The sequence below is a fragment of the Paenibacillus crassostreae genome (assembly GCF_001857945.1).
Lineage (GTDB): Bacteria > Bacillota > Bacilli > Paenibacillales > Paenibacillaceae > Paenibacillus_AQ > Paenibacillus_AQ crassostreae.
Genome location: NZ_CP017770.1, coordinates 3,415,903 through 3,436,706, shown reverse-complemented (window position 1 = coordinate 3,436,706; position 20,804 = coordinate 3,415,903). Strand labels below are relative to the sequence as shown.

The following is a 20,804-nucleotide window of genomic DNA, read 5'->3' as shown; positions in this document are numbered from 1 at the left end:
TTACCCCTCCTATCCTTAGGTTAATCGTATATCTATATCACCAACGATGTAGGACACTATGAACTTCACTTTATAATCACTCACTGAGTAGTTAGGTGATATCCATGTGAAGCGATTCATCATGCCACTATCCTTTTTACCATCAAAATTAATCGATCCAAATAATACAAATGCTTCGATCTCTACTCCATAGTAGTCAGGTATATCCAAATCTAGATCTCCCATAACACCTTGAAACATAATTACGGTCTCTCTTTCCTCCGGCATTCCAAGGGATAAATCTAGATCACTCTCACCAAGTACATGCCATATACTCATACTTCTTATGACCCATGGCGATTGATCCCAATCAAAGTTAGACATAAAGCTCGTTTTTTGAATAAAACCATCTTCTGTCTGTACCTTCTTAGATTTACCATAGAATAGTCCTAAAGAAATCAAACAAATCGCAACAACGAGTATTAAGTGATCTAACATAATCAGACCAGCACCTATACCAAGGAATATATATCCCTTTTTAATATCACCATTTCGAATTCTATAAATCCCTAATAGTAGTAATAGGAGAGCAACGATGGTAAAGAAGCTGATCCACTTGCCCGAAAGCAAAAGTAATCCAATACCTATCAACCCAATGGCGATGATGCGATTTCTCTTATCCACAGTGTTACCCTCCTTCTTCTATTAGTAGATTTTATCCGTTGTGGAGTTCGAAAAGCCATAGCAGCGTGGAATTGCACACTGTATGGCTTCTCCTTACTTAGCATATCATAATATGATTAATTACGAATACTAATTATTTGTTTTCTTCCTTTGTTACAACAGGCCCATTTAACTTTCCTTTTAAGGCATTTAGTTGTTCTTCTACTTTTAGCTGCTTCTCAGCATCCACCGGACTAGCTAATCCACTATGTGCTGAACGGTAAGGAACTTGCATGACATCAGCTTCAGCTTCTAATTGCATAATCTTTTCTTCCATACGGTGGAACCCAAGAGAGGCACTTCCACTTTCGATAGTATGAATACTACTTACTTGTGACATTTGCTTTTTAGCCTTAGCCATTTGAGCACGCGATACTAATTCGTTACGTTTATTGCGCATCTTGTAAAATTCATCTTTCATTTCATGCAACTGCTGAACAAGTTCCTTCGCTTGAGACTCAGCTTGAATGTGTAATCCTTGGTATTCAGAGTGCTTTTGATCAAAATAAATCTTTTCTTCCAATAACTTACGCGCAACTTCTTCTTGCCCATTCTTCAGAGCTAACTCTGCTTGTGCCTCACGTTGTCCACTCATCTTCACTGCTTCTTCAACACGTTGTTTCATACGACGTTCATTGGCCATCTGTTTAGCAACGGTTACCTCAGCTTCGTGAATTTCTGCCTCCATATCACGTAAATACTGATTCAACATCACAATTGGGTCTTCTACTTTGTCCAATACCTCATTTACCGATGCCTTTGTCATATCTTTAATTCTTTTGAATACTCCCATGTCTTACACTTCTCCCTTCTCGTACTTTGATAGTTTTATTTTTAATTCTTCCACTTCTTTTTTTAATGCTTTCTTCTCAATATCCTTCATCATCTCATCTAAATCAGACGAGTGAGATGAATATCCACTTGAGTTAGAGTTCTTATAATCAGATTCATAAGCAGTATTGTTACTTTGGAAACCACCTTTATTGTATCCACCGGCACCATTTCCATGATTTCCATAACCCGGATTTACGTGTCCATATTGATTAAATGGTGGAACCGATTCTTTTGGGATAATTAATGATGCAACAAAGTATATCCATAATGTGGCGCTACCACTGAAAGGAATACTGATTAGGACAAGAATCCTCAAAAGCGTAGCATCAATGCCCAACGTTTCCGACAGTCCTCCACATAACCCTGTGACCATCTTATCTCTTGTTGAACGGTATAGTTTACTCATGAGGTTACTCCTTTCCGCTATTGTTCAGCTTCTGCTTCAGTCTAGCCATTTCTTGTTCGAGAATTGTAGATACTGATGCACTTGCTTGATCAATAAATTGTTGACCTGCTTTGCGCAATTCCCGTAAACTACGAGCTTCCAATTCCCAATCGGTTATATTATCTTCCAATCGATTGAACATCTTAGGAACATCTTTGCCTCCGAATTCACCCATACGCTGGTTCATTCGTTGTTGTAACCGTAGATTCTCCATCCGTGCAGCATAATACTGACGTTTACTATACACGCTTTGATATTCAAGCTTCAGTTCATTCATTTGATTTTCTAGTTCACGAAGTGATAATCTACTTTCCTCATACAGTACTCCATATTGATCAATCTTCTCTTCATATATAATCTTTTCTTGAAGAGCCAGCTTAGCTAAATCATCTTCTCCTGCTTTGAGAGCCAAAAGTGCCTGATCCTCACGTCTATCCTTCATAGATGATGCTTGATCAACCTGCTGTTTCAATTGTTTTGTATGTGAAGCATATTGTTGATATAGCTTTTCAACTTCATTAATGTCATCACGAGTTGCAATTAAGAATTGGTCAATCAACTTTACTGGGTCCTGACTTTGTTCTAAGCGTTCATTTAAGGTTGCTACTGTGATGTCTCGCATTCGGCGAAAAACACTCATATTCTTATACTCCCTCCATATCAATCTTCATAACTTACTACTAAATTAGTAATTTCTTCTTCTATTCTTAAAAAGCGATATTCCATATATCAGTAATACGATCCCAAGAATAGGCCCAATCAACCAGGCTAACTTACCAATCAAGGACAGAATACCAATCGCAAGAACTATCCAACCTATGAGTACTTTCCCACGACGTATGCCATAATATCCAAGAGCAATTAAAATGATGGGGAATACTAATCCGAGCAACTTACCAAACAACGGTCCAAACAATCCTAGAAGCAACAATGCTCCAATAATAATAAGGACCGTCGCTAAACCATTTCTTCTTTTATAATCCATCCATTCTCACCGCCTTTCATCTCTTAACCTTATGTACTTATTGTAGGTCAACATTAACATTTCCAAAACAGACCACAGACGGTTTTTTATCCTAGACCTAAGGCGGGGATACACTTAGTCTTAAGGATGGCTTGAACCCAAGCAAAAACGGCTATACAGTCCTTTTTCAAGGACTGTATAGCCGTTTCTGTCGAAATATAAGAAATAGAGTATCAAGAATCAATTTCATAATTACGCAACCCGATTTAGCTGCATCGGCGATTATGAAATTGATTCAAGTGAAACTTATACTTCCTTATATTTATAAAAAAAGGTTTATAAAATTGCTTAGATAAGCAATCCTATAAACCTTTTTCGTTATATACCGGCGAGAGGACTCGAACCTCCACGGTTTCCCTCTCGATTTTGAGTCGAGCGCGTCTGCCATTCCGCCACGCCGGCACATTATAATACTTCAACAATAGTGGTGCGCCCTAAGAGATTCGAACTCCTGGCCTTTTGATTCGTAGTCAAACGCTCTATCCAGCTGAGCTAAGGGCGCAAATACTATAACTTAAATGGTGCGGAAGACCAGACTTGAACTGGTACGATAGTCACCTACCGCAGGATTTTAAGTCCTGTGCGTCTGCCGATTCCGCCACTCCCGCGTAAATAATGGAGGCGCCACCCAGATTTGAACTGGGGATAAAGCTTTTGCAGAGCTGTGCCTTACCACTTGGCTATGGCGCCATGTATAAAATGGAGCGGACGACGGGAATCGAACCCGCGACCCTCGCCTTGGCAAGGCGATGCTCTACCGCTGAGCCACGTCCGCATATAAATGGCTGGGAATATAGGATTTGAACCTATGCATGACGGAGTCAAAGTCCGTTGCCTTACCGCTTGGCTAATTCCCAACAATTTAGAAATAAATGGGGCGACCGATGGGTCTCGAACCCACGAATGCCGGAACCACAATCCGGTGCGTTAACCACTTCGCCACGACCGCCATATTATTATTTATGATACTGATTGAAATGAGATCTAAAATTTAAATAAAATGGGGCGACCGATGGGTCTCGAACCCACGAATGCCGGAACCACAATCCGGTGCGTTAACCACTTCGCCACGACCGCCATATTTAAATTTTGATTTCTTATTGGCAGGGGCAGCAGGAATTGAACCCACACCAACGGTTTTGGAGACCGTTGTTCTACCTTTAAACTATGCCCCTAAAAAGAAATGGTGGAGGCTGATGGATTCGAACCACCGAACTCGTAGAGAGCAGATTTACAGTCTGCCGTGTTTAGCCACTTCACTAAGCCTCCAAATGGTGCCGGCGAGAGGACTTGAACCCCCAACCTACTGATTACAAGTCAGTTGCTCTACCAGTTGAGCTACACCGGCGCACCTATAACAAATCTTTAAAAAACAATGGTGGCTCGGAACGGAATCGAACCGCTGACACGAGGATTTTCAGTCCTCTGCTCTACCGACTGAGCTACCGAGCCATATTTAGAAATAATAATGGCGGAACCGACGGGATTCGAACCCGCGATCTCCTGCGTGACAGGCAGGCATGTTAGGCCAACTACACCACGGTTCCACATAGATTTAATTGGTTGCGGGGGCAGGATTTGAACCTGCGGCCTTCGGGTTATGAGCCCGACGAGCTACCGGGCTGCTCCACCCCGCGTCATTAATTAATATTCATGGTGGAGGCTGAGGGGATCGAACCCCCGACCCTCTGCTTGTAAGGCAGATGCTCTCCCAGCTGAGCTAAGCCTCCATAAGAGATATAATGTTTATCATAACAGATAACTCGAAATTAAATCAAGTATTAATTCAAAAATCTTAATAATAATTGGTGACCCGTAGGGGACTCGAACCCCTGTTACCTCCGTGAAAGGGAGGTGTCTTAACCACTTGACCAACGGGCCTTATGAAAACTTTATGGCGGAGAGAGAGGGATTCGAACCCTCGAGACGCTTGTGGCGCCTACACGATTTCCAATCGTGCTCCTTCGGCCAGCTCGGACACCTCTCCATAATGGCTCCCCGAACAGGACTCGAACCTGTGACAACTCGATTAACAGTCGAGTGCTCTACCAACTGAGCTATCAGGGAATAATCATTACTTTAAAATTTGGTTCATCACAAAAGTGTAAATAAATTTTAAAGCTATCAGATGTTTGATCACCTGAAAACTAGATACGAACGAATCTGCATTGAAACACTTGTCTCCGTAGTTCTTCCTTCGATGCAAAGCGTAACGCTTCCGAAGTTAGTTTTCCTACGGAAAACTTTTAGGATAAGCCCTCGACCGATTAGTATTGGTCAGCTCCGTGCATTACTGCACTTCCACCTCCAACCTATCTACCTCGTAGTCTTCAAGGGGTCTTACTAATTGGGAAATCTCATCTTGAGGGGGGCTTCACGCTTAGATGCTTTCAGCGCTTATCCCGTCCGCACGTAGCTACCCAGCTATGCTCCTGGCGGAACAACTGGTACACCAGAGGTGCGTCCATCCCGGTCCTCTCGTACTAAGGACAGCTCCTCTCAAATTTCCTGCGCCCACGACAGATAGGGACCGAACTGTCTCACGACGTTCTGAACCCAGCTCGCGTACCGCTTTAATGGGCGAACAGCCCAACCCTTGGGACCTACTTCAGCCCCAGGATGCGATGAGCCGACATCGAGGTGCCAAACCTCCCCGTCGATGTGGACTCTTGGGGGAGATAAGCCTGTTATCCCCAGGGTAGCTTTTATCCGTTGAGCGATGGCCCTTCCATGCGGTACCACCGGATCACTAAGCCCGACTTTCGTCCCTGCTCGACTTGTAGGTCTCGCAGTCAAGCTCCCTTCTGCCTTTGCACTCTTCGAATGATTTCCAACCATTCTGAGGGAACCTTGGGGCGCCTCCGTTACTCTTTAGGAGGCGACCGCCCCAGTCAAACTGCCCACCTGACACTGTCCCCGAACCGGTTTACGGTCCTAGGTTAGAACCTAGATACGATCAGGGTGGTATCCCAACGGCGCCTCCATAGAAGCTTGCGCTCCTATTTCTCAGGCTCCCACCTATCCTGTACAAATCGTACCCAAATTCAATATCAAGCTGCAGTAAAGCTCCATGGGGTCTTTCCGTCTTGTCGCGGGTAACCTGCATCTTCACAGGTATTAAAATTTCACCGGATCTCTCGTTGAGACAGCGCCCAAATCGTTACGCCATTCGTGCGGGTCAGAATTTACCTGACAAGGAATTTCGCTACCTTAGGACCGTTATAGTTACGGCCGCCGTTTACTGGGGCTTCGGTTCATAGCTTCGGGTTTCCCCTAACCACTCCCCTTAACCTTCCAGCACCGGGCAGGCGTCAGCCCGTATACTTCGCCTTACGGCTTCGCACAGACCTGTGTTTTTGCTAAACAGTCGCTTGGGCCTTTTCACTGCGGCCCCCTCGTGCTATTCACACTACCGGGGCACCCCTTCTCCCGAAGTTACGGGGTCATTTTGCCGAGTTCCTTAACGAGAGTTCTTCCGCGCGCCTTAGAATTCTCTTCTCGCCTACCTGTGTCGGTTTGCGGTACGGGCACCTTCTCCTGGTTAGAGGCTTTTCTTGGCAGTGTGAGATCATGACCTTCGCTACTATAATTTTCGCTCCCCATCACAGCCCAGCCTATTAGTGTGCGGATTTGCCTACACACAAGCCTCACTGCTTAGACGGACTATTCCATCAGTCCGCGTCACTACCCTGCTGCGTCACCCCATTACTCATAACGGATTACGGTGGTACAGGAATTTCAACCTGTTGTCCATCCACTACGCCTTTCGGCCTCGCGTTAGGTCCCGACTTACCCTGAGAGGACGAGCCTTCCTCAGGAAACCTTGGGCTTTCGGCGGATCAGATTCTCACTGATCTTTTCGTTACTTATACCGGCATTCTCACTTGTATAGTGTCCAGCGCTCCTCACGGTACACCTTCAACCTCTATACAACGCTCCCCTACCCCAGATGCAAAGCATCTAGCCATAGCTTCGGTGGTGTGTTTAGCCCCGTTACATTTTCGGCGCAGAGTCACTCGACCAGTGAGCTATTACGCACTCTTTCAATGGTGGCTGCTTCTAAGCCAACATCCTGGTTGTCTGTGCAACTCCACATCCTTTTCCACTCAACACACACTTGGGGACCTTAGCTGATGGTCTGGGCTGTTTCCCTTTCGACAATGGATCTTAGCACTCACTGTCTGACTCCCGGATATAAGTACATGGCATTCGGAGTTTGACTGAGCTTGGTAACCCTTGCGGGCCCCGCACCCAATCAGTGCTCTACCTCCACGACTCTTCATCCGAGGCTAGCCCTAAAGCTATTTCGGGGAGAACCAGCTATCTCCGAGTTCGATTGGAATTTCTCCGCTACCCCCACCTCATCCCCGCATTTTTCAACATGCGTGGGTTCGGGCCTCCAGTGCGTGTTACCGCACCTTCACCCTGGACAGGGGTAGATCACTCGGTTTCGGGTCTACGTCCACGTACTATATGTCGCCCTATTCAGACTCGCTTTCGCTGCGGCTCCGGCTTCTCACCTTAACCTTGCACGGGAACGTAACTCGCCGGTTCATTCTACAAAAGGCACGCCATCACCCATTAATAGGGCTCTGACTTTTTGTAAGCACACGGTTTCAGGTTCTATTTCACTCCCCTTCCGGGGTGCTTTTCACCTTTCCCTCACGGTACTGTTTCACTATCGGTCGCTAGGGAGTATTTAGCCTTAGCAGATGGTCCTGCTGGATTCATACGGGGTTTCACGTGCCCCGCACTACTCGGGATACGTCTCGGAGAGAACACATTTTCAGCTACAGGGCTTTTACCTTCTATGCCGGGCCTTTCCAGACCTCTTCGCTTAATATATTCCTTTGTAACTCCATGTGAGACGTCCCACAACCCCAAGGAGCAAGCTCCTTGGTTTGGGCTAATCCGCGTTCGCTCGCCGCTACTGACGGAATCACTATTGTTTTCTCTTCCTCAGGGTACTTAGATGTTTCAGTTCCCCTGGTCTGTCTCTACCCACCCTATGTATTCAGGTGGGAGTGACTGCGTATTACCACAGCCGGGTTTCCCCATTCGGACACCCCCGGATCAAAGCTTGCTTACAGCTCCCCGAGGCAGTTTCGTTGTTCGCCACGTCCTTCATCGACTCCTAGCGCCTAGGCATCCTCCGTGTGCTCTTAGTAGCTTAACCTCAATTTTTCTCAAAGAGAAAATATTGTAGCTACTTTTACACTTTGTTTTGTTAACAAGTAACAAAACGTAAATATAAAAGTGATGAATTTGAAATTGATGAAATCCAATTTAAAAATCATCAAGAATGTTTCAACTTGCAAATTCGTTCGTTATCTAGTTTTCAAGGATCAAGTTCCTACCGCTTGTTCAGCGGAAGAATATCATATCATTTCTTCCCTCACCAGTCACCCAGTAAGTATTGGAAAAGATATTACTTTGAAAGATTGCTCTTTCAAAACTGAACACGAGTGAGTGTCGACTTTGCATTGCAAAGTCTATTTACGCCGACTTACATCGGACGCTTTGAATGTTTCCGTTGCAGGAAACGATTCTCCATAGAAAGGAGGTGATCCAGCCGCACCTTCCGATACGGCTACCTTGTTACGACTTCACCCCAATCATCTACCCCACCTTCGGCGGCTGGCTCCCTTGCGGGTTACCCCACCGACTTCGGGTGTTGTAAACTCTCGTGGTGTGACGGGCGGTGTGTACAAGACCCGGGAACGTATTCACCGCGGCATGCTGATCCGCGATTACTAGCAATTCCGACTTCATGTAGGCGGGTTGCAGCCTACAATCCGAACTGAGACCAGCTTTGTTGGGATTGGCTCCACCTCGCGGTTTCGCAGCCCGTTGTACTGGCCATTGTAGTACGTGTGTAGCCCAGGTCATAAGGGGCATGATGATTTGACGTCATCCCCACCTTCCTCCGGTTTGTCACCGGCAGTCTGCTTAGAGTGCCCACCATAATGTGCTGGCAACTAAGCATAAGGGTTGCGCTCGTTGCGGGACTTAACCCAACATCTCACGACACGAGCTGACGACAACCATGCACCACCTGTCTCCTCTGTCCCGAAGGCCGCCACTATCTCTAGTGGATTCAGAGGGATGTCAAGACCTGGTAAGGTTCTTCGCGTTGCTTCGAATTAAACCACATACTCCACTGCTTGTGCGGGTCCCCGTCAATTCCTTTGAGTTTCAGTCTTGCGACCGTACTCCCCAGGCGGAGTGCTTAATGTGTTAACTTCGGCACCAAGGGTATCGAAACCCCTAACACCTAGCACTCATCGTTTACGGCGTGGACTACCAGGGTATCTAATCCTGTTTGCTCCCCACGCTTTCGCGCCTCAGCGTCAGTTACAGCCCAGAGAGTCGCCTTCGCCACTGGTGTTCCTCCACATATCTACGCATTTCACCGCTACACGTGGAATTCCACTCTCCTCTTCTGTACTCAAGTCACCCAGTTTTCAGTGCGACCCAGGGTTGAGCCCTGGAATTAAACACCAAACTTAAATGACCGCCTGCGCGCGCTTTACGCCCAATAATTCCGGACAACGCTTGCCCCCTACGTATTACCGCGGCTGCTGGCACGTAGTTAGCCGGGGCTTTCTTCTCAGGTACCGTCACCTTGAGAGCAGTTACTCTCCCAAGCGTTCTTCCCTGGCAACAGAGCTTTACGATCCGAAAACCTTCATCACTCACGCGGCGTTGCTCCGTCAGACTTTCGTCCATTGCGGAAGATTCCCTACTGCTGCCTCCCGTAGGAGTCTGGGCCGTGTCTCAGTCCCAGTGTGGCCGTTCACCCTCTCAGGTCGGCTACGCATCGTCGCCTTGGTGAGCCGTTACCTCACCAACTAGCTAATGCGCCGCAGGCCCATCTGTAAGTGGCAGATTACTCCGCCTTTCAGTGTCTCCCCAGGAGAGGAAACAAGTTATCCGGTATTAGCTACCGTTTCCGGTAGTTATCCCAGTCTTACAGGCAGGTTACCTACGTGTTACTCACCCGTCCGCCGCTAAGTGATTTGAAAGCAAGCTTTCAAATCACTCCGCTCGACTTGCATGTATTAGGCACGCCGCCAGCGTTCGTCCTGAGCCAGGATCAAACTCTCCATATAAGACCAAACGAAGTTTGGTTGACCGTCATTTAATTGTTCCATATCCTTACAGAGAAGATAATTAAATGGCGATTTAATGAAAAGAGCGATTCGCTCATTTTGAAACAAACTGACGAGAAATTTCTTTCTCTATCAAATGATTTCTCATTTGTTTTGTTCTCACTTTCGTGAAAACCACTCACTCGTTGTTCAGTTTTCAAAGATCAATTTATTTCGTCGTTTGTCGTCAGTTACTCTCGGCGACAACTTCTATAATATATCATACTGTCAGTTCGATTGTCAACAAGTTTTTTTGAACCATTATTTCTTAATGACAATTTAGTTGTTGTGAAGTTTGTCCCGTTTAATGGGGCGAGATATAATTTATCATAGATTCTATTGTTGAGTCAATCTTATTTTTACTAATTTTTAAATCCAAATCATGGTAGCGATTATTAACGAACGAACTAGTCCACCTAGCCACTCTTATTTAGTTAACAATTCAGATTCATATCGTACTATAAAGAATAGCTTGCTTACGATCATTTCCCCCAACGCTCACATTCATCACTTCTTTAATGATTGAACGGTATACCAACTTTCTGAGTACAAGCGGCAACTCGGAACTCACCATTTCCAATTGAGGATGTCGGATTAATTCCTCAATACTCCATGGCTTATTACGACTACCCATAACTTTGATAAGTAGATTCGAACATTCTGCCATTTTAGATAAGACCGAAAATTCACAACCTAACAATACCAATTCAACTCTTTGTTCCACAGATTCTTTGCTCACAGTGAGTTCATTGTATAGTTTATGAACGGCAGTGTTTAATCCTCGAACCTGTTCCCACACATTCAGTTCTGGACGTATTCCACGTTCAACTAATTCAATTTGTGCCCAATGATGAAGAGAATCTGTAACACTATGATAAGCATCCATAATATAACCTTCACTCATATAGCGTTTAGCTTCTAAATATAAGCAGAGGAACTTTGAAAACTCAAAGAACATTTTCTGATCACGTAGTGGCTGCTTAAATTCCTGAAATTCTAAGCGGATATTCGTCAGACGACCATCCATATCCGAAATGATTTGACCCTCAAAAACACACCTCACTAAATCACGTTTCTCGCCGGCCACGAGCATCCCCCTAAGTTCCATATAATTTATACGTAACAATTGACAACGCTTATCCTCGTACATTATATGGTTGATCATTTCACAACTCTGTTCAGATTCTTGTATGACAAGTAACAGAATGTCAAAATCACGAAAAAAGGACCCTTGGAATTTGCTATCACGATGCTCATAGACAAATGCGCCTATACTATTTTCATCGAGTGCGTCCTTATAATGTTCTATCAGTTTAGTAGATTCCACAGTTCCCTCCATGCATCACTTGGCGTAAAATTACTATTTCAGTTATACTATATTTCTACATACACAAAATGAGTTCCTTCTTTAATTTTGAATTATACTATTCTAATAGATTGGGTGATCAACTCTATGAGGTTTAGATCTGCAAAAATAAATTCCTTTCGTACATGGGGACTATTATTAACAATGATTGGTATGGGTCTTATGGTGCTTGGAACAGCAGGTATTGTATTCTGGGGACAAGCTGGCAAAATAGTTGCTGGTATTGGACTAGTTATTGGACTTATTGCAATGGTTGGAAGTATGGGGATTTACTTCTGGGCAGGTATGTTGTCTACGAGTGCAGTCCAACTCCAATGCCCTCAATGTGGTAAATTAACAAAAATGTTAGGTAAAACTGATCGGTGCATGTTCTGTAGAACAATACTCACTCTGGATCCAACAGTGGCAACAATTAATGCTGATGATTTAGAAGAACAACATAGCCACTCATCAAAGTAAGAATTTAATATTCTAAATTGTCAAAAAACTGACTCCTCCTTTTTTAAAAGGGGAGTCAGTTTTTTGTATGACTATAATTAAGATATATGATTTCATTAAACTAGAATATGATATTAGATTTAAGGAGTGATGGTTTGAAGGACCTTCCAAGCATTATCATTTGCAAAACTTCTATTCCAAGAAGCGATTCCACCCAGTTGTAATGACTTCGCTAATTCCACTCTTGACTTTAAAGACACTTCATCTTCGATCCAAATTTTCTTGAGAATATCATCTTCTGTATACTCTACATAGTTCTGCTGCTCAGCCTCAAGATAAGTTGGTGTCAACTTCTTAGTACGAATAATCTCCTCCACCGAGTCCATACTCAATGCTTTGGAGCTAACTTTAGTTTCACCATCCAGTACCTTCTCTGACCATACTCTTGTGTAGAGAGGAATTCCTAAAATAAGCTTCTCAGGAGGTACATTATCCTCATCAATAATACGTTCTAAGGATCTCTCCACCCATGGAAGTGATGCGACAGATCCCGCTTCAGGACTGGATGCCCAATGTTCATCATATGCCATTACAATGAGATAATCAGCCACTTTGCCTAATGCCTCTCGATCAAGAAAAACTGACCACATTTCACTATTAGATTTAGGAGTTACATCTATAGAGACAATAAGTTCCTCTGCCTCGGCTAAAGGCTTCAACTCACGCATAAACTGAGTTATATTATCTCCATCCTTTGTATACACATTCTCGAAATCAATGTTAATTCCATCCAGTTGAAATAAATCTGCATATTGGATCATCTGATTGATTACATTTATTCTACTCTCGAAACTAGACATAGCCTCAGAGGTTAAATCAGGTTCAAAGCTGTTACTTAACAATCCCCATACTTCCATTCCCTGCTCATGAGCCCATTTAACATATTCTAAATCTGCTTGACTTCGCACATTACCTTCGCCATCAACCATACTAAACCATGTAGGACTTACAACATTTACACCTGGTAGTTTACCTATGGAGTCAGGATCAGGTTTGCGCTGATATACGGCTTCCCAGATTAGATTAACAGGCTTGCCCTTCCAGCTTCGTTCTGCTCGAGTTGTTGTAGATTCTGGAGATTCTACTATTCTATCTTCACTCAAAACCACTTTAGTCTTTTGAATATACCCTGTGTAGCCATTATCTAACTGCACGTAATACCATTCATCTTGGCTACTCCATATTCTTAACTCAGTTCCATCGGGAACATCTAAAATTATGGGTGCATGAATGGAACTTTCCACTCGCATAGCTATCGTGCGATCTGGTTTACCCGTCACCACTTTACCCATAGGGATCCTTTCGCCAGCTTCCATCAGCATAACCGCCCCTGAATCGACATCCTCATGAACAGCCACACCATATAGCTCCTTCAATACACTGATAGGTAAATACATGACTCCATCTGATTCTTCTGGAGCAAATCTTAATTCAGTTATTTCATTATTTATCATAGCTTCTGTCTTATCCGCTGTAAGGAGTACTAATTTCTCAGATGTTGTAAGAATGATAGATTCCGTTTCCGCTTCATGCCGAATATAAGGATCTATGACATCTTGTAAAACCGGCAATGGGATCTTTAAATTTTCTTCTGACCCTAGTGCAGAGTATTCCAACATTTCACCTTTTACGAAAATAGGTCTGTCCGCTGCTACCCAATTCGGTTCAACATGTTCCTTATTAGGAAGCACTTGAGTTAATACATAATAACCAGCGAATATAAATATGAACATCATCAATATGATGCTCAATAGCTTTTTCTTCTTCCTATTTCGTTGATGTTTTCTTCTCAATGTAATAAACCTCCGTAAATCATTCATTATCATCTTACAACCATTCCATCAGGAAATGATCAGAATATATTCTTTCTTATTATTCAAAAAAAACATGAAAAATCCTTCTTTAATGAAGGAATCTCATGTTTAAATATGTTGCGACGGTTTAGTGCTCTTTGCAGGTTTCACAGATTCCGTAAAGTTCCAACCTTAAGCCCTTCACATGATAACCTGTTGCTTTTTCCGCCTGGTGCTCAACATCCTTTAACGAAGGATACATAAAATCTTCAATTTTACCACACTGTTCACAAATGACATGATAGTGCTCTGACACATTCGCATCAAATCGACTTGATGCATCCCCATATGTCAATTCACGGACCATTCCTGACTCCATAAACATCTTTAAGTTATTGTAAACCGTCGCTACACTCATGCTAGGAAACTTTGGTTCTAAAGCACGGTATATTTCATCCGCAGTTGGATGAGTCATGGATTCTAGTAAGAAATCTAAAATTGCATGACGTTGGGGTGTGATCCGAACACCAGAAGTTTTTAATTGTTCCAATGCATGTTGGACTCGTGTTCCCATCTAACCCGCCACCTTTTTTTCCATCGTATAGATTAGTATTATTCTTATATTAATATTATTATTCGATAGTTGTCAATAAATTGACTTCTCTATATCGAAATATTTCCAAAAAATAACAATCCTATTAATAATAGTTCACTGATAAATCACTATTCCCATCAATATGAATGAAATAATCCCCTTCACCAATTGTGCCAAATATTTTTTTATTATATATAGTAAAGGCAGGAATCGATGAGCGGATCTCACCAAAGGAAATAACACCATTCAGCTTATAATTCCCCTCCAAAGGCAATTTTAGATCCATGATTCCAACGGCACTATAAATGTCCCAATCTCCTGCAACTTGCTGAGTAATAGCAACTATATTGCCATTAAGCGATTCAGCTTTAAGATTCCTTAAAGGTTGACTTACATAGATATTCCCATTCTTCGTTCTCATGTCAACGTCACCGCCTACACGTATAGCAGAAATATTTCCTAACTGTGTTGTTAAGCGTAGTCTTCCAGTTGTATCAGTCGCCTCCATATTTCCTTGATTAGAGGTAATATCTGCATCGCCAGAAAGCTTGGTGATTCGAACACCACCATTTAGTGTCTTCCCCTTAACATTTCCTAGTACATTTCTGATTTCAAGCTTCCCATTAGCACTTTCTAACTGAATATCTTCTATGGCATTTACATCTTCTAAGATAATATTCCCATTCATTGTCCGAACCTCATAATTAAATCGTCTATCTTCAGGAAGTGACACACTAAGATTCATCCGGGGTTGGCGCTTTCCCGATTGTCCATAGGCTTTCCCTTTGGTTTCAATGTTAATCGTCGTCCCTTCACTTACCTCAACTACGGACTGTTCGAATATATCTTCTACTTCGGGCCCATTAATCTGGTCTACCCAGATTTCAGTTGAAATCTGTATATGATCTATAGGTTCACGGTGCAAATAAATATTCCCATTGGTATTACTGATAATGATATTTTCACTGTCAAAAGTAACAGGAATCATCTGTTCATCTTTGGTGAGATGTTCACCCTCCTGTTCACTGAAGTCAACCGAGGATGCGGTCAAGTTCAGGCTTACCTTATTCCACAACTGTAAATAATGTTCTTGTTGAGTCACAATGAATACACAGGCTGACAAAAGGACTGATAATGACACTCCCTTCAGATCAAGACGAAAGGTAGTCCTTGATACACCACTATGCCTCTTAGAAATTATTAAGATGAAAATGGATTCCAGCCCCCACATTACTGCTATTAAAGGCCACCACTTAAGTATAAGTAGCATATGCTCACTACCCTGAATTATATCTAATATTAACAAGAATCCTGTAGTCACCAATAAGAGGGCAGCTGTATATCTTCCAATACGTATTTTATGTTTTCTGTTCAAGCTCATCCCCCTCTTGTAATCCAATTAACGCTTATAATGAATCACCATTTCTCTAATCCCAATACCAAAACCGAGTAAAACTAATCCAAGCGCTACGGCAATCTCTCCATAAAGTTCAATGAATTCCCCTAACCACATAGGCTTCTGATGGAATAGAATTAGTACTATACCTCCAAGGACAAGCATAATCCCAAAAGAATGTCCCTTCTCACCTGCAAAAGGATGACGTTGTATCTGTTGAGTGCTATCTTCAACTCTCCCCTTGGGAGACCGAATTATTATATAATCTGCCGCTTGTAGGGCATCGAACAAACTATAGAAATACATAATTGGAATAATTAATGCTAAAAGAATTAAAAAGGGCACATTAATATGTATCCCTACCGAAGAGAAATATAAAAGAGCAGAGATATCTAGTATCAATACAAATATAAAAGAAATACCTTTGCGAAACAGACTCAAATAGATATGTCCTAGTCCAGGCATAAGAGCTGCTAATAAACCTGCTGTGAATTTATGTTTACGGGAAAAAAGCCTTCGTGAGCGTTTAGTGGGTTGTTGGTTTTGTTTCTCAACTATGGATGATTGCTGTTGCATGAGGTTCATTTTGAATATCCCACCTTTAATTGAAACTACCTCGTGTATATATAGATCGTATCGCATATTGGTTCCATAGTAACTGGTAAAAATCTGGATACCTTCTATTAACAGACAAAAGCAGGTACCATCCATCATGGAGAATACCTGCTTCGATTACTTATAGCGAACTCAATATTAGGATTTACTCTACCGTTATCATCGTAATCTCTTTTCGACTCCGAACTTTATTAGCTAATCCAAACGAATCAAATTTTTTCTTACTTCTAACTTGTAATGATATTTCAAGTAGCTTTTGTTCAGAGTCTTTCTCAGGGGGCTTAGTACATTCATTAATATTTATCTTTTTGATCGTTAAGCCTTCATCCAATAATAGTTTGGATAGTGAATCGATAAGTTCTGGAGTATCTACAGCTTGAATAGTTAGTAGATGGATTTTATCTCCATTTAAAAATCGTTGTTCAATTTTATTGAAAAGTACTAAAGTCATTAATATAAATATTGTAGTTACAATCGCCGCAAAATGAAACCCTGCACCAACAGAAAGTCCTAATGCAGCTACTACCCAAACGGAGGCAGCTGTAGTTAGTCCCGTTATTGATTTTCCCGTAAATAAAATAGTACCTGCACCTAAGAACCCAATACCAGTAATAACTGAAGCTGCCAATCGAGCTGGATCAATTCGAATATTCGCTTCATTGACGAAATCAGAAAACCCATAAATAGATAACATCATGATTAGAGTCGATCCTAAACAGACAAGAATATGTGTACGAAGTCCTGCTGCACGATTAGATCTTTCTCGTTCCCATCCAATGACTCCACCTAGACCCATTGACAACAATAAGCGAAGGAAAATTTGGAGATCATCAATGATCCATGGATTATTCAATTCAAACACTCCTTAAGAATATGTCTTGAAGCTATCATATGTTATAAATGTCTATGAAATGTGGTTAATTCTATATCAGGTGCTACTTCATACGTATCGAAGGGAATAAAGCCATATTTCAGATAAAGTGTATAGGCTGGGATATTGCGAGTTCCCGTAGAAACAATAAACAATGGAATATCCGAATATTGTTCGAAAATGTATTGAATCATTCTTCCTGCAATTCCCTTACGGAAATGTTCCGGATGGACCATCATACGTGTAATAGTCATCGTTCCAATCGTCTCATTGTTTATTGCTATTGCTGCTTGCAACACACCGTCCTCATTCACTTCACCAAAGAATGTCTCCCCACATTGACTCAACGTATCGATAGTATCTAGTAGCGGAGGAATATCTTTAAAACCAATTTTTTCTGCTTCTAGTCGATAAGCAACTTGCTGAAGGCGCCATATTTGGTGAACAATATCTTCTTCAGACAACGAAAGTCTCATGATCATATTCGATTTCCCACCTTTTCACCTGATAGCGAATTATTATAACCCTCAAGGTAAAAGGACTTGTCACATTTGACAAGCCCTTAGTTCAGAGAATTCCTTAGCGACTTAAGACATCGACAAGCAATTTATTTACCATAGCTGGGTTGGCTTTCCCCTTGCTTTCTTTCATGACCTGACCAACCAAGAATCCGATCGCTTTCTGCTTGCCAGCTTTGTAATCCTCGATAGATTGTGGATTAGCAGCTACAACCTGTTCTACAATCCCCAGGATAGCCCCCTCATCGCTAATCTGTACTAATCCCTGTTCCTCTACAATTTGCTGTGGTAACTTCCCACTTTCTAGCATCTCTTTAAAGACAGTCTTAGCAATTTTATTACTGATCGTTCCTTTTTCGATCAGACCGATCATTTCACCTAAGCCTTGCCCAGTTATTCTCACATCAGACAGTTCAACGTTACTACTATTTAGATACCCTAATAATTCACCCATAATCCAGTTCGATACAGCTTTCGCATCTTGGGTATACTTCAAGCTCTCTTCGAAGAAATCTGCTAAAGGTTTAGACGCTGTAATTACTGCTGCATCATAACTGGGTAGCCCATATTGAGTCGTATATCGCTCTTTACGTGCGTCTGGCAATTCTGGAATAGAAGCACGTATACGTTCTTTCCAAGCATCATCTATAAACAATGTCACGAGATCTGGATCCGGGAAATATCTATAATCGTGTGCTTGTTCTTTACCACGCATGGAAATTGTCTTCCCTTGTCCTTCATCCCATCGTCTTGTTTCCTGTACAACTTCTCCACCATCATCCAAAATTTCAGCTTGACGGAATTGTTCATATTCCATACCCTTCTGTACACCACGGAAAGAGTTCATGTTCTTCAATTCTGCTCTTGTACCAAATTCCTTCTGTCCGTAAGGACGAAGACTGATATTAGCATCACAGCGAAGGGATCCCTCTTCCATTTTGACATCAGACACTTCACAGTATTGCATAATTGCTCTGATCTTCTCAAGATAGGCACGCGCTTCTTCTGGAGAGGAAATATCAGGTTCAGATACAATCTCAACAAGAGGAGTCCCTACACGGTTAAAGTCAACCAATGAAGCATATCCACCATCAATATGAGTTAATTTACCTGCATCTTCTTCTAAGTGAAGACGAGTGATGCCGATCCGTTTGGTCTCTCCATTCACTTCGATATCGATCCAACCATGTTCACCAATGGGTTGGTCATACTGAGATATTTGATACGCTTTTGGTGAATCGGGATAGAAGTAATTCTTACGGTCAAATTTGCTTCTGTCTCCGATAGTACAATTTAATGCCATCGCTGCTTTCATAGCATAGTCCACAGCTTGACGATTCAACACTGGCAATACGCCTGGATGACCAAGACAAATAGGGCAAGTATGAGTATTCGGTGGCGCTCCAAATTCAGTAGAGCAACCACAGAAAATTTTGGAATTCGTATGCAACTCAACATGGACTTCTAGTCCGATCACTGTTTCATATTTACTTGTAGACACGTATTATTCCCTCCTTTTCTTTCTTATTCGGAAACGATCGTAGGACGATTCTTATGGAAATCTGTATGTTGTTCGTAGGCATGTGCTACACGTAGAACCGTAGACTCATCAAATGCCTTACCTATAATTTGCATACCTACAGGTAAGCCTTCTGCAAAACCACAAGGAACACTTACTGCAGGTACACCTGCAAGGCTTACTGGTATCGTTAGAATATCATTCAAATACATCGTAAGCGGATTATCTACTTGTTCACCAAGCTTAAAGGCAGTCGTCGGAGCTGTTGGCCCGATTATAATATCAAAATCTTCAAATACTTGATCGAAATCACGCTTGATCAAAGTACGAACTTTTTGTGCTTTTAAATAATAAGCATCATAGTAACCTGAACTCAAGGCATACGTTCCAAGCATAATCCGGCGTTTCACTTCAGGACCAAATCCTTGGCTACGAGATTCATGGTAAAGATCTAGAAGATTGGCAGGGTTGTCCGAACGAACACCATACCGAACACCATCAAAACGAGCTAAGTTGGAGGATGCCTCAGAAGAAGCCAATAAATAATAAGTAGCCACTGCATATTCGGTATGAGGTAACGAGACTTCCTCCCATGTAGCGCCTAATCCCTCCAACACCTTCAATGCATCCATAACCTTTTCTTTAACAACAGGATCTACACCTTCACCTACATATTCCTTCGGAACAGCAATTCGAAGTCCTTTAATATCACCTGTTAAAGCACTTAGATAATCAGGAATTTCAACATTCGCTGATGTTGAATCCATAGAATCATAACCCGCAATAGCTTGTAAGACATAAGCGGAATCTTCTACATTTTTAGTTATTGGACCTATTTGGTCCAGAGAGGAAGCAAAAGCGACTAAACCAAAACGGGATACTAAACCATATGTTGGTTTTAAGCCTACAACTCCACAATAAGATGCAGGTTGACGGATAGAGCCACCTGTATCAGAACCAAGTGTGAAATAAGCTTCACCTGCTGCTACCGATGCTGCCGAACCTCCACTGGACCCCCCTGGGACATGTTCTAAATTCCACGGATTCCGGACAGGATGAAAGCTAGAATTCTCATTTGATCCACCCATAGCGAATTCATCCATGTTCATTTTACCAAGGATAACTGAATCAGCCTTGCGCAACTTCTTGGTTACTGTAGCATCATATACTGGATTAAAATTACTGAGGAACTGGCTAGCACAAGTTGTACGAAGACCTTCCGTTACAATATTGTCCTTGATGCCAACAGGCAATCCAAACAATAAGCCACGCTCTCCCCCTGCCTTTAATTTATCATCCAGTTTGCGCGCTGTCGCTCTCGCTTGTTCTTCATCAAGTGTAAGATAGGCTCCTACGCGATTGTCACGTTCTTGAATCGTCTTGAATGCCTGATCTACCAAATCCGTAGGAGACAATTCCCCACCATTCATCTTGTTATGTATTTCAGACAATGTATAGTCAAATAGACTCAATCTTG

At 42.4% G+C, this 20,804-nt stretch carries 15 protein-coding genes, 18 tRNA genes and 2 rRNA genes; 1 reads left to right on the top strand and 34 read right to left on the bottom strand.

Going from position 1 to position 20,804, the window contains the following annotated elements; genetic code table 11:
• Positions 1 to 15: 15 nt before the first annotated feature.
• From liaF to LPB68_RS15720, 26 genes are all read right to left on the bottom strand, one after another.
• Positions 16 to 663: a cell wall-active antibiotics response protein LiaF gene (gene liaF, locus LPB68_RS15845; RefSeq protein WP_068659009.1), complete on the bottom strand. Its 648-nt coding sequence runs from the start codon at positions 661 to 663 to the stop codon at positions 16 to 18.
• Between the two features lie 133 nt (positions 664 to 796).
• Positions 797 to 1,495: a PspA/IM30 family protein gene (locus LPB68_RS15840; RefSeq protein ID WP_068659007.1), complete on the bottom strand. Its 699-nt coding sequence runs from the start codon at positions 1,493 to 1,495 to the stop codon at positions 797 to 799.
• 3 nt (positions 1,496 to 1,498) lie between these two features.
• A complete protein-coding gene (locus LPB68_RS15835; protein WP_068659006.1) occupies positions 1,499 to 1,942 on the bottom strand; it encodes a PspC domain-containing protein in 444 nt (147 codons plus the stop codon).
• Between the two features lie 4 nt (positions 1,943 to 1,946).
• The gene (locus tag LPB68_RS15830) at positions 1,947 to 2,621 is read right to left on the bottom strand and encodes a PspA/IM30 family protein (RefSeq protein WP_068659003.1); all 675 of its coding nucleotides are present in this window, start codon (positions 2,619 to 2,621) and stop codon (positions 1,947 to 1,949) included.
• Between the two features lie 45 nt (positions 2,622 to 2,666).
• Complete coding sequence (locus LPB68_RS15825; RefSeq protein ID WP_068659001.1) at positions 2,667 to 2,966, bottom strand: LiaF transmembrane domain-containing protein; 300 nt, start codon at positions 2,964 to 2,966, stop codon at positions 2,667 to 2,669.
• 362 nt (positions 2,967 to 3,328) lie between these two features.
• Positions 3,329 to 3,407, bottom strand: a tRNA-Leu gene (locus tag LPB68_RS15820).
• Positions 3,408 to 3,430: 23 nt separating this feature from the next.
• Positions 3,431 to 3,507: transfer RNA gene (locus tag LPB68_RS15815), tRNA-Arg, on the bottom strand.
• A gap of 17 nt (positions 3,508 to 3,524) precedes the next feature.
• Positions 3,525 to 3,613: transfer RNA gene (locus LPB68_RS15810), tRNA-Leu, on the bottom strand.
• Between the two features lie 8 nt (positions 3,614 to 3,621).
• Positions 3,622 to 3,695: transfer RNA gene (locus LPB68_RS15805), tRNA-Cys, on the bottom strand.
• Between the two features lie 10 nt (positions 3,696 to 3,705).
• Positions 3,706 to 3,780: transfer RNA gene (locus LPB68_RS15800), tRNA-Gly, on the bottom strand.
• Positions 3,781 to 3,787: 7 nt separating this feature from the next.
• Positions 3,788 to 3,862: transfer RNA gene (locus LPB68_RS15795), tRNA-Gln, on the bottom strand.
• A gap of 16 nt (positions 3,863 to 3,878) precedes the next feature.
• Positions 3,879 to 3,954: transfer RNA gene (locus tag LPB68_RS15790), tRNA-His, on the bottom strand.
• A gap of 52 nt (positions 3,955 to 4,006) precedes the next feature.
• A tRNA-His gene (locus tag LPB68_RS15785) sits at positions 4,007 to 4,082 on the bottom strand.
• 24 nt (positions 4,083 to 4,106) lie between these two features.
• A tRNA-Trp gene (locus tag LPB68_RS15780) sits at positions 4,107 to 4,180 on the bottom strand.
• 9 nt (positions 4,181 to 4,189) lie between these two features.
• Positions 4,190 to 4,274 (bottom strand) — tRNA-Tyr (locus tag LPB68_RS15775).
• Positions 4,275 to 4,277: 3 nt separating this feature from the next.
• Positions 4,278 to 4,353, bottom strand: a tRNA-Thr gene (locus tag LPB68_RS15770).
• Between the two features lie 28 nt (positions 4,354 to 4,381).
• Positions 4,382 to 4,457: transfer RNA gene (locus LPB68_RS15765), tRNA-Phe, on the bottom strand.
• Positions 4,458 to 4,474: 17 nt separating this feature from the next.
• A tRNA-Asp gene (locus LPB68_RS15760) sits at positions 4,475 to 4,552 on the bottom strand.
• A gap of 13 nt (positions 4,553 to 4,565) precedes the next feature.
• Positions 4,566 to 4,642 (bottom strand) — tRNA-Met (locus tag LPB68_RS15755).
• Positions 4,643 to 4,659: 17 nt separating this feature from the next.
• Positions 4,660 to 4,735 (bottom strand) — tRNA-Val (locus tag LPB68_RS15750).
• Positions 4,736 to 4,811: 76 nt separating this feature from the next.
• A tRNA-Glu gene (locus LPB68_RS15745) sits at positions 4,812 to 4,886 on the bottom strand.
• Between the two features lie 14 nt (positions 4,887 to 4,900).
• Positions 4,901 to 4,992: transfer RNA gene (locus LPB68_RS15740), tRNA-Ser, on the bottom strand.
• 4 nt (positions 4,993 to 4,996) lie between these two features.
• Positions 4,997 to 5,072 (bottom strand) — tRNA-Asn (locus LPB68_RS15735).
• Between the two features lie 180 nt (positions 5,073 to 5,252).
• Positions 5,253 to 8,181: ribosomal RNA gene (locus tag LPB68_RS15730) — 23S ribosomal RNA — on the bottom strand.
• Positions 8,182 to 8,561: 380 nt separating this feature from the next.
• Positions 8,562 to 10,117 (bottom strand): 16S ribosomal RNA (locus LPB68_RS15725).
• Together the 16S and 23S rRNA genes with 18 tRNA genes alongside form the textbook arrangement of a ribosomal RNA operon.
• A 487-nt stretch (positions 10,118 to 10,604) precedes the next feature.
• The gene (locus LPB68_RS15720; RefSeq protein ID WP_157756169.1) at positions 10,605 to 11,483 is read right to left on the bottom strand and encodes a nucleotidyltransferase-like protein; all 879 of its coding nucleotides are present in this window, start codon (positions 11,481 to 11,483) and stop codon (positions 10,605 to 10,607) included.
• Between the two features lie 126 nt (positions 11,484 to 11,609).
• Here LPB68_RS15720 and LPB68_RS15715 point away from each other — a divergent pair, with 126 nt between their 5' ends.
• Entirely contained in the window at positions 11,610 to 11,981 is a 372-nt protein-coding gene (locus LPB68_RS15715) for a YgzB family protein (protein ID WP_068656736.1), read from the top strand.
• A 119-nt stretch (positions 11,982 to 12,100) separates the two neighbouring features.
• Here LPB68_RS15715 and LPB68_RS15710 read toward each other — a convergent pair whose 3' ends face one another.
• From LPB68_RS15710 to gatA, 8 genes are all read right to left on the bottom strand, one after another.
• Positions 12,101 to 13,813, bottom strand: a complete 1,713-nt coding sequence (locus LPB68_RS15710) for a glycosyl hydrolase family 18 protein (protein WP_068656738.1) — start codon at positions 13,811 to 13,813, stop codon at positions 12,101 to 12,103.
• Between the two features lie 148 nt (positions 13,814 to 13,961).
• A complete protein-coding gene (perR, locus tag LPB68_RS15705) occupies positions 13,962 to 14,387 on the bottom strand; it encodes a peroxide-responsive transcriptional repressor PerR (protein WP_068656740.1) in 426 nt (141 codons plus the stop codon).
• Positions 14,388 to 14,511: 124 nt separating this feature from the next.
• The gene (locus tag LPB68_RS15700; protein ID WP_068656742.1) at positions 14,512 to 15,783 is read right to left on the bottom strand and encodes a DUF4097 family beta strand repeat-containing protein; all 1,272 of its coding nucleotides are present in this window, start codon (positions 15,781 to 15,783) and stop codon (positions 14,512 to 14,514) included.
• A 24-nt stretch (positions 15,784 to 15,807) separates the two neighbouring features.
• Positions 15,808 to 16,389, bottom strand: a complete 582-nt coding sequence (locus LPB68_RS15695; protein ID WP_068656744.1) for a hypothetical protein — start codon at positions 16,387 to 16,389, stop codon at positions 15,808 to 15,810.
• Between the two features lie 175 nt (positions 16,390 to 16,564).
• The gene (locus tag LPB68_RS15690) at positions 16,565 to 17,272 is read right to left on the bottom strand and encodes an MgtC/SapB family protein (protein ID WP_068656746.1); all 708 of its coding nucleotides are present in this window, start codon (positions 17,270 to 17,272) and stop codon (positions 16,565 to 16,567) included.
• Positions 17,273 to 17,313: 41 nt separating this feature from the next.
• Positions 17,314 to 17,772: a GNAT family N-acetyltransferase gene (locus LPB68_RS15685; protein WP_068656748.1), complete on the bottom strand. Its 459-nt coding sequence runs from the start codon at positions 17,770 to 17,772 to the stop codon at positions 17,314 to 17,316.
• 97 nt (positions 17,773 to 17,869) lie between these two features.
• Positions 17,870 to 19,309, bottom strand: coding sequence for an Asp-tRNA(Asn)/Glu-tRNA(Gln) amidotransferase subunit GatB (gene gatB / locus LPB68_RS15680; protein ID WP_068656750.1), 1,440 nt, complete (start codon positions 19,307 to 19,309; stop codon positions 17,870 to 17,872).
• A gap of 23 nt (positions 19,310 to 19,332) precedes the next feature.
• Complete coding sequence (gene gatA / locus LPB68_RS15675) at positions 19,333 to 20,799, bottom strand: Asp-tRNA(Asn)/Glu-tRNA(Gln) amidotransferase subunit GatA (protein ID WP_068656751.1); 1,467 nt, start codon at positions 20,797 to 20,799, stop codon at positions 19,333 to 19,335.
• Between the last annotated feature and the right edge of the window lie 5 nt (positions 20,800 to 20,804).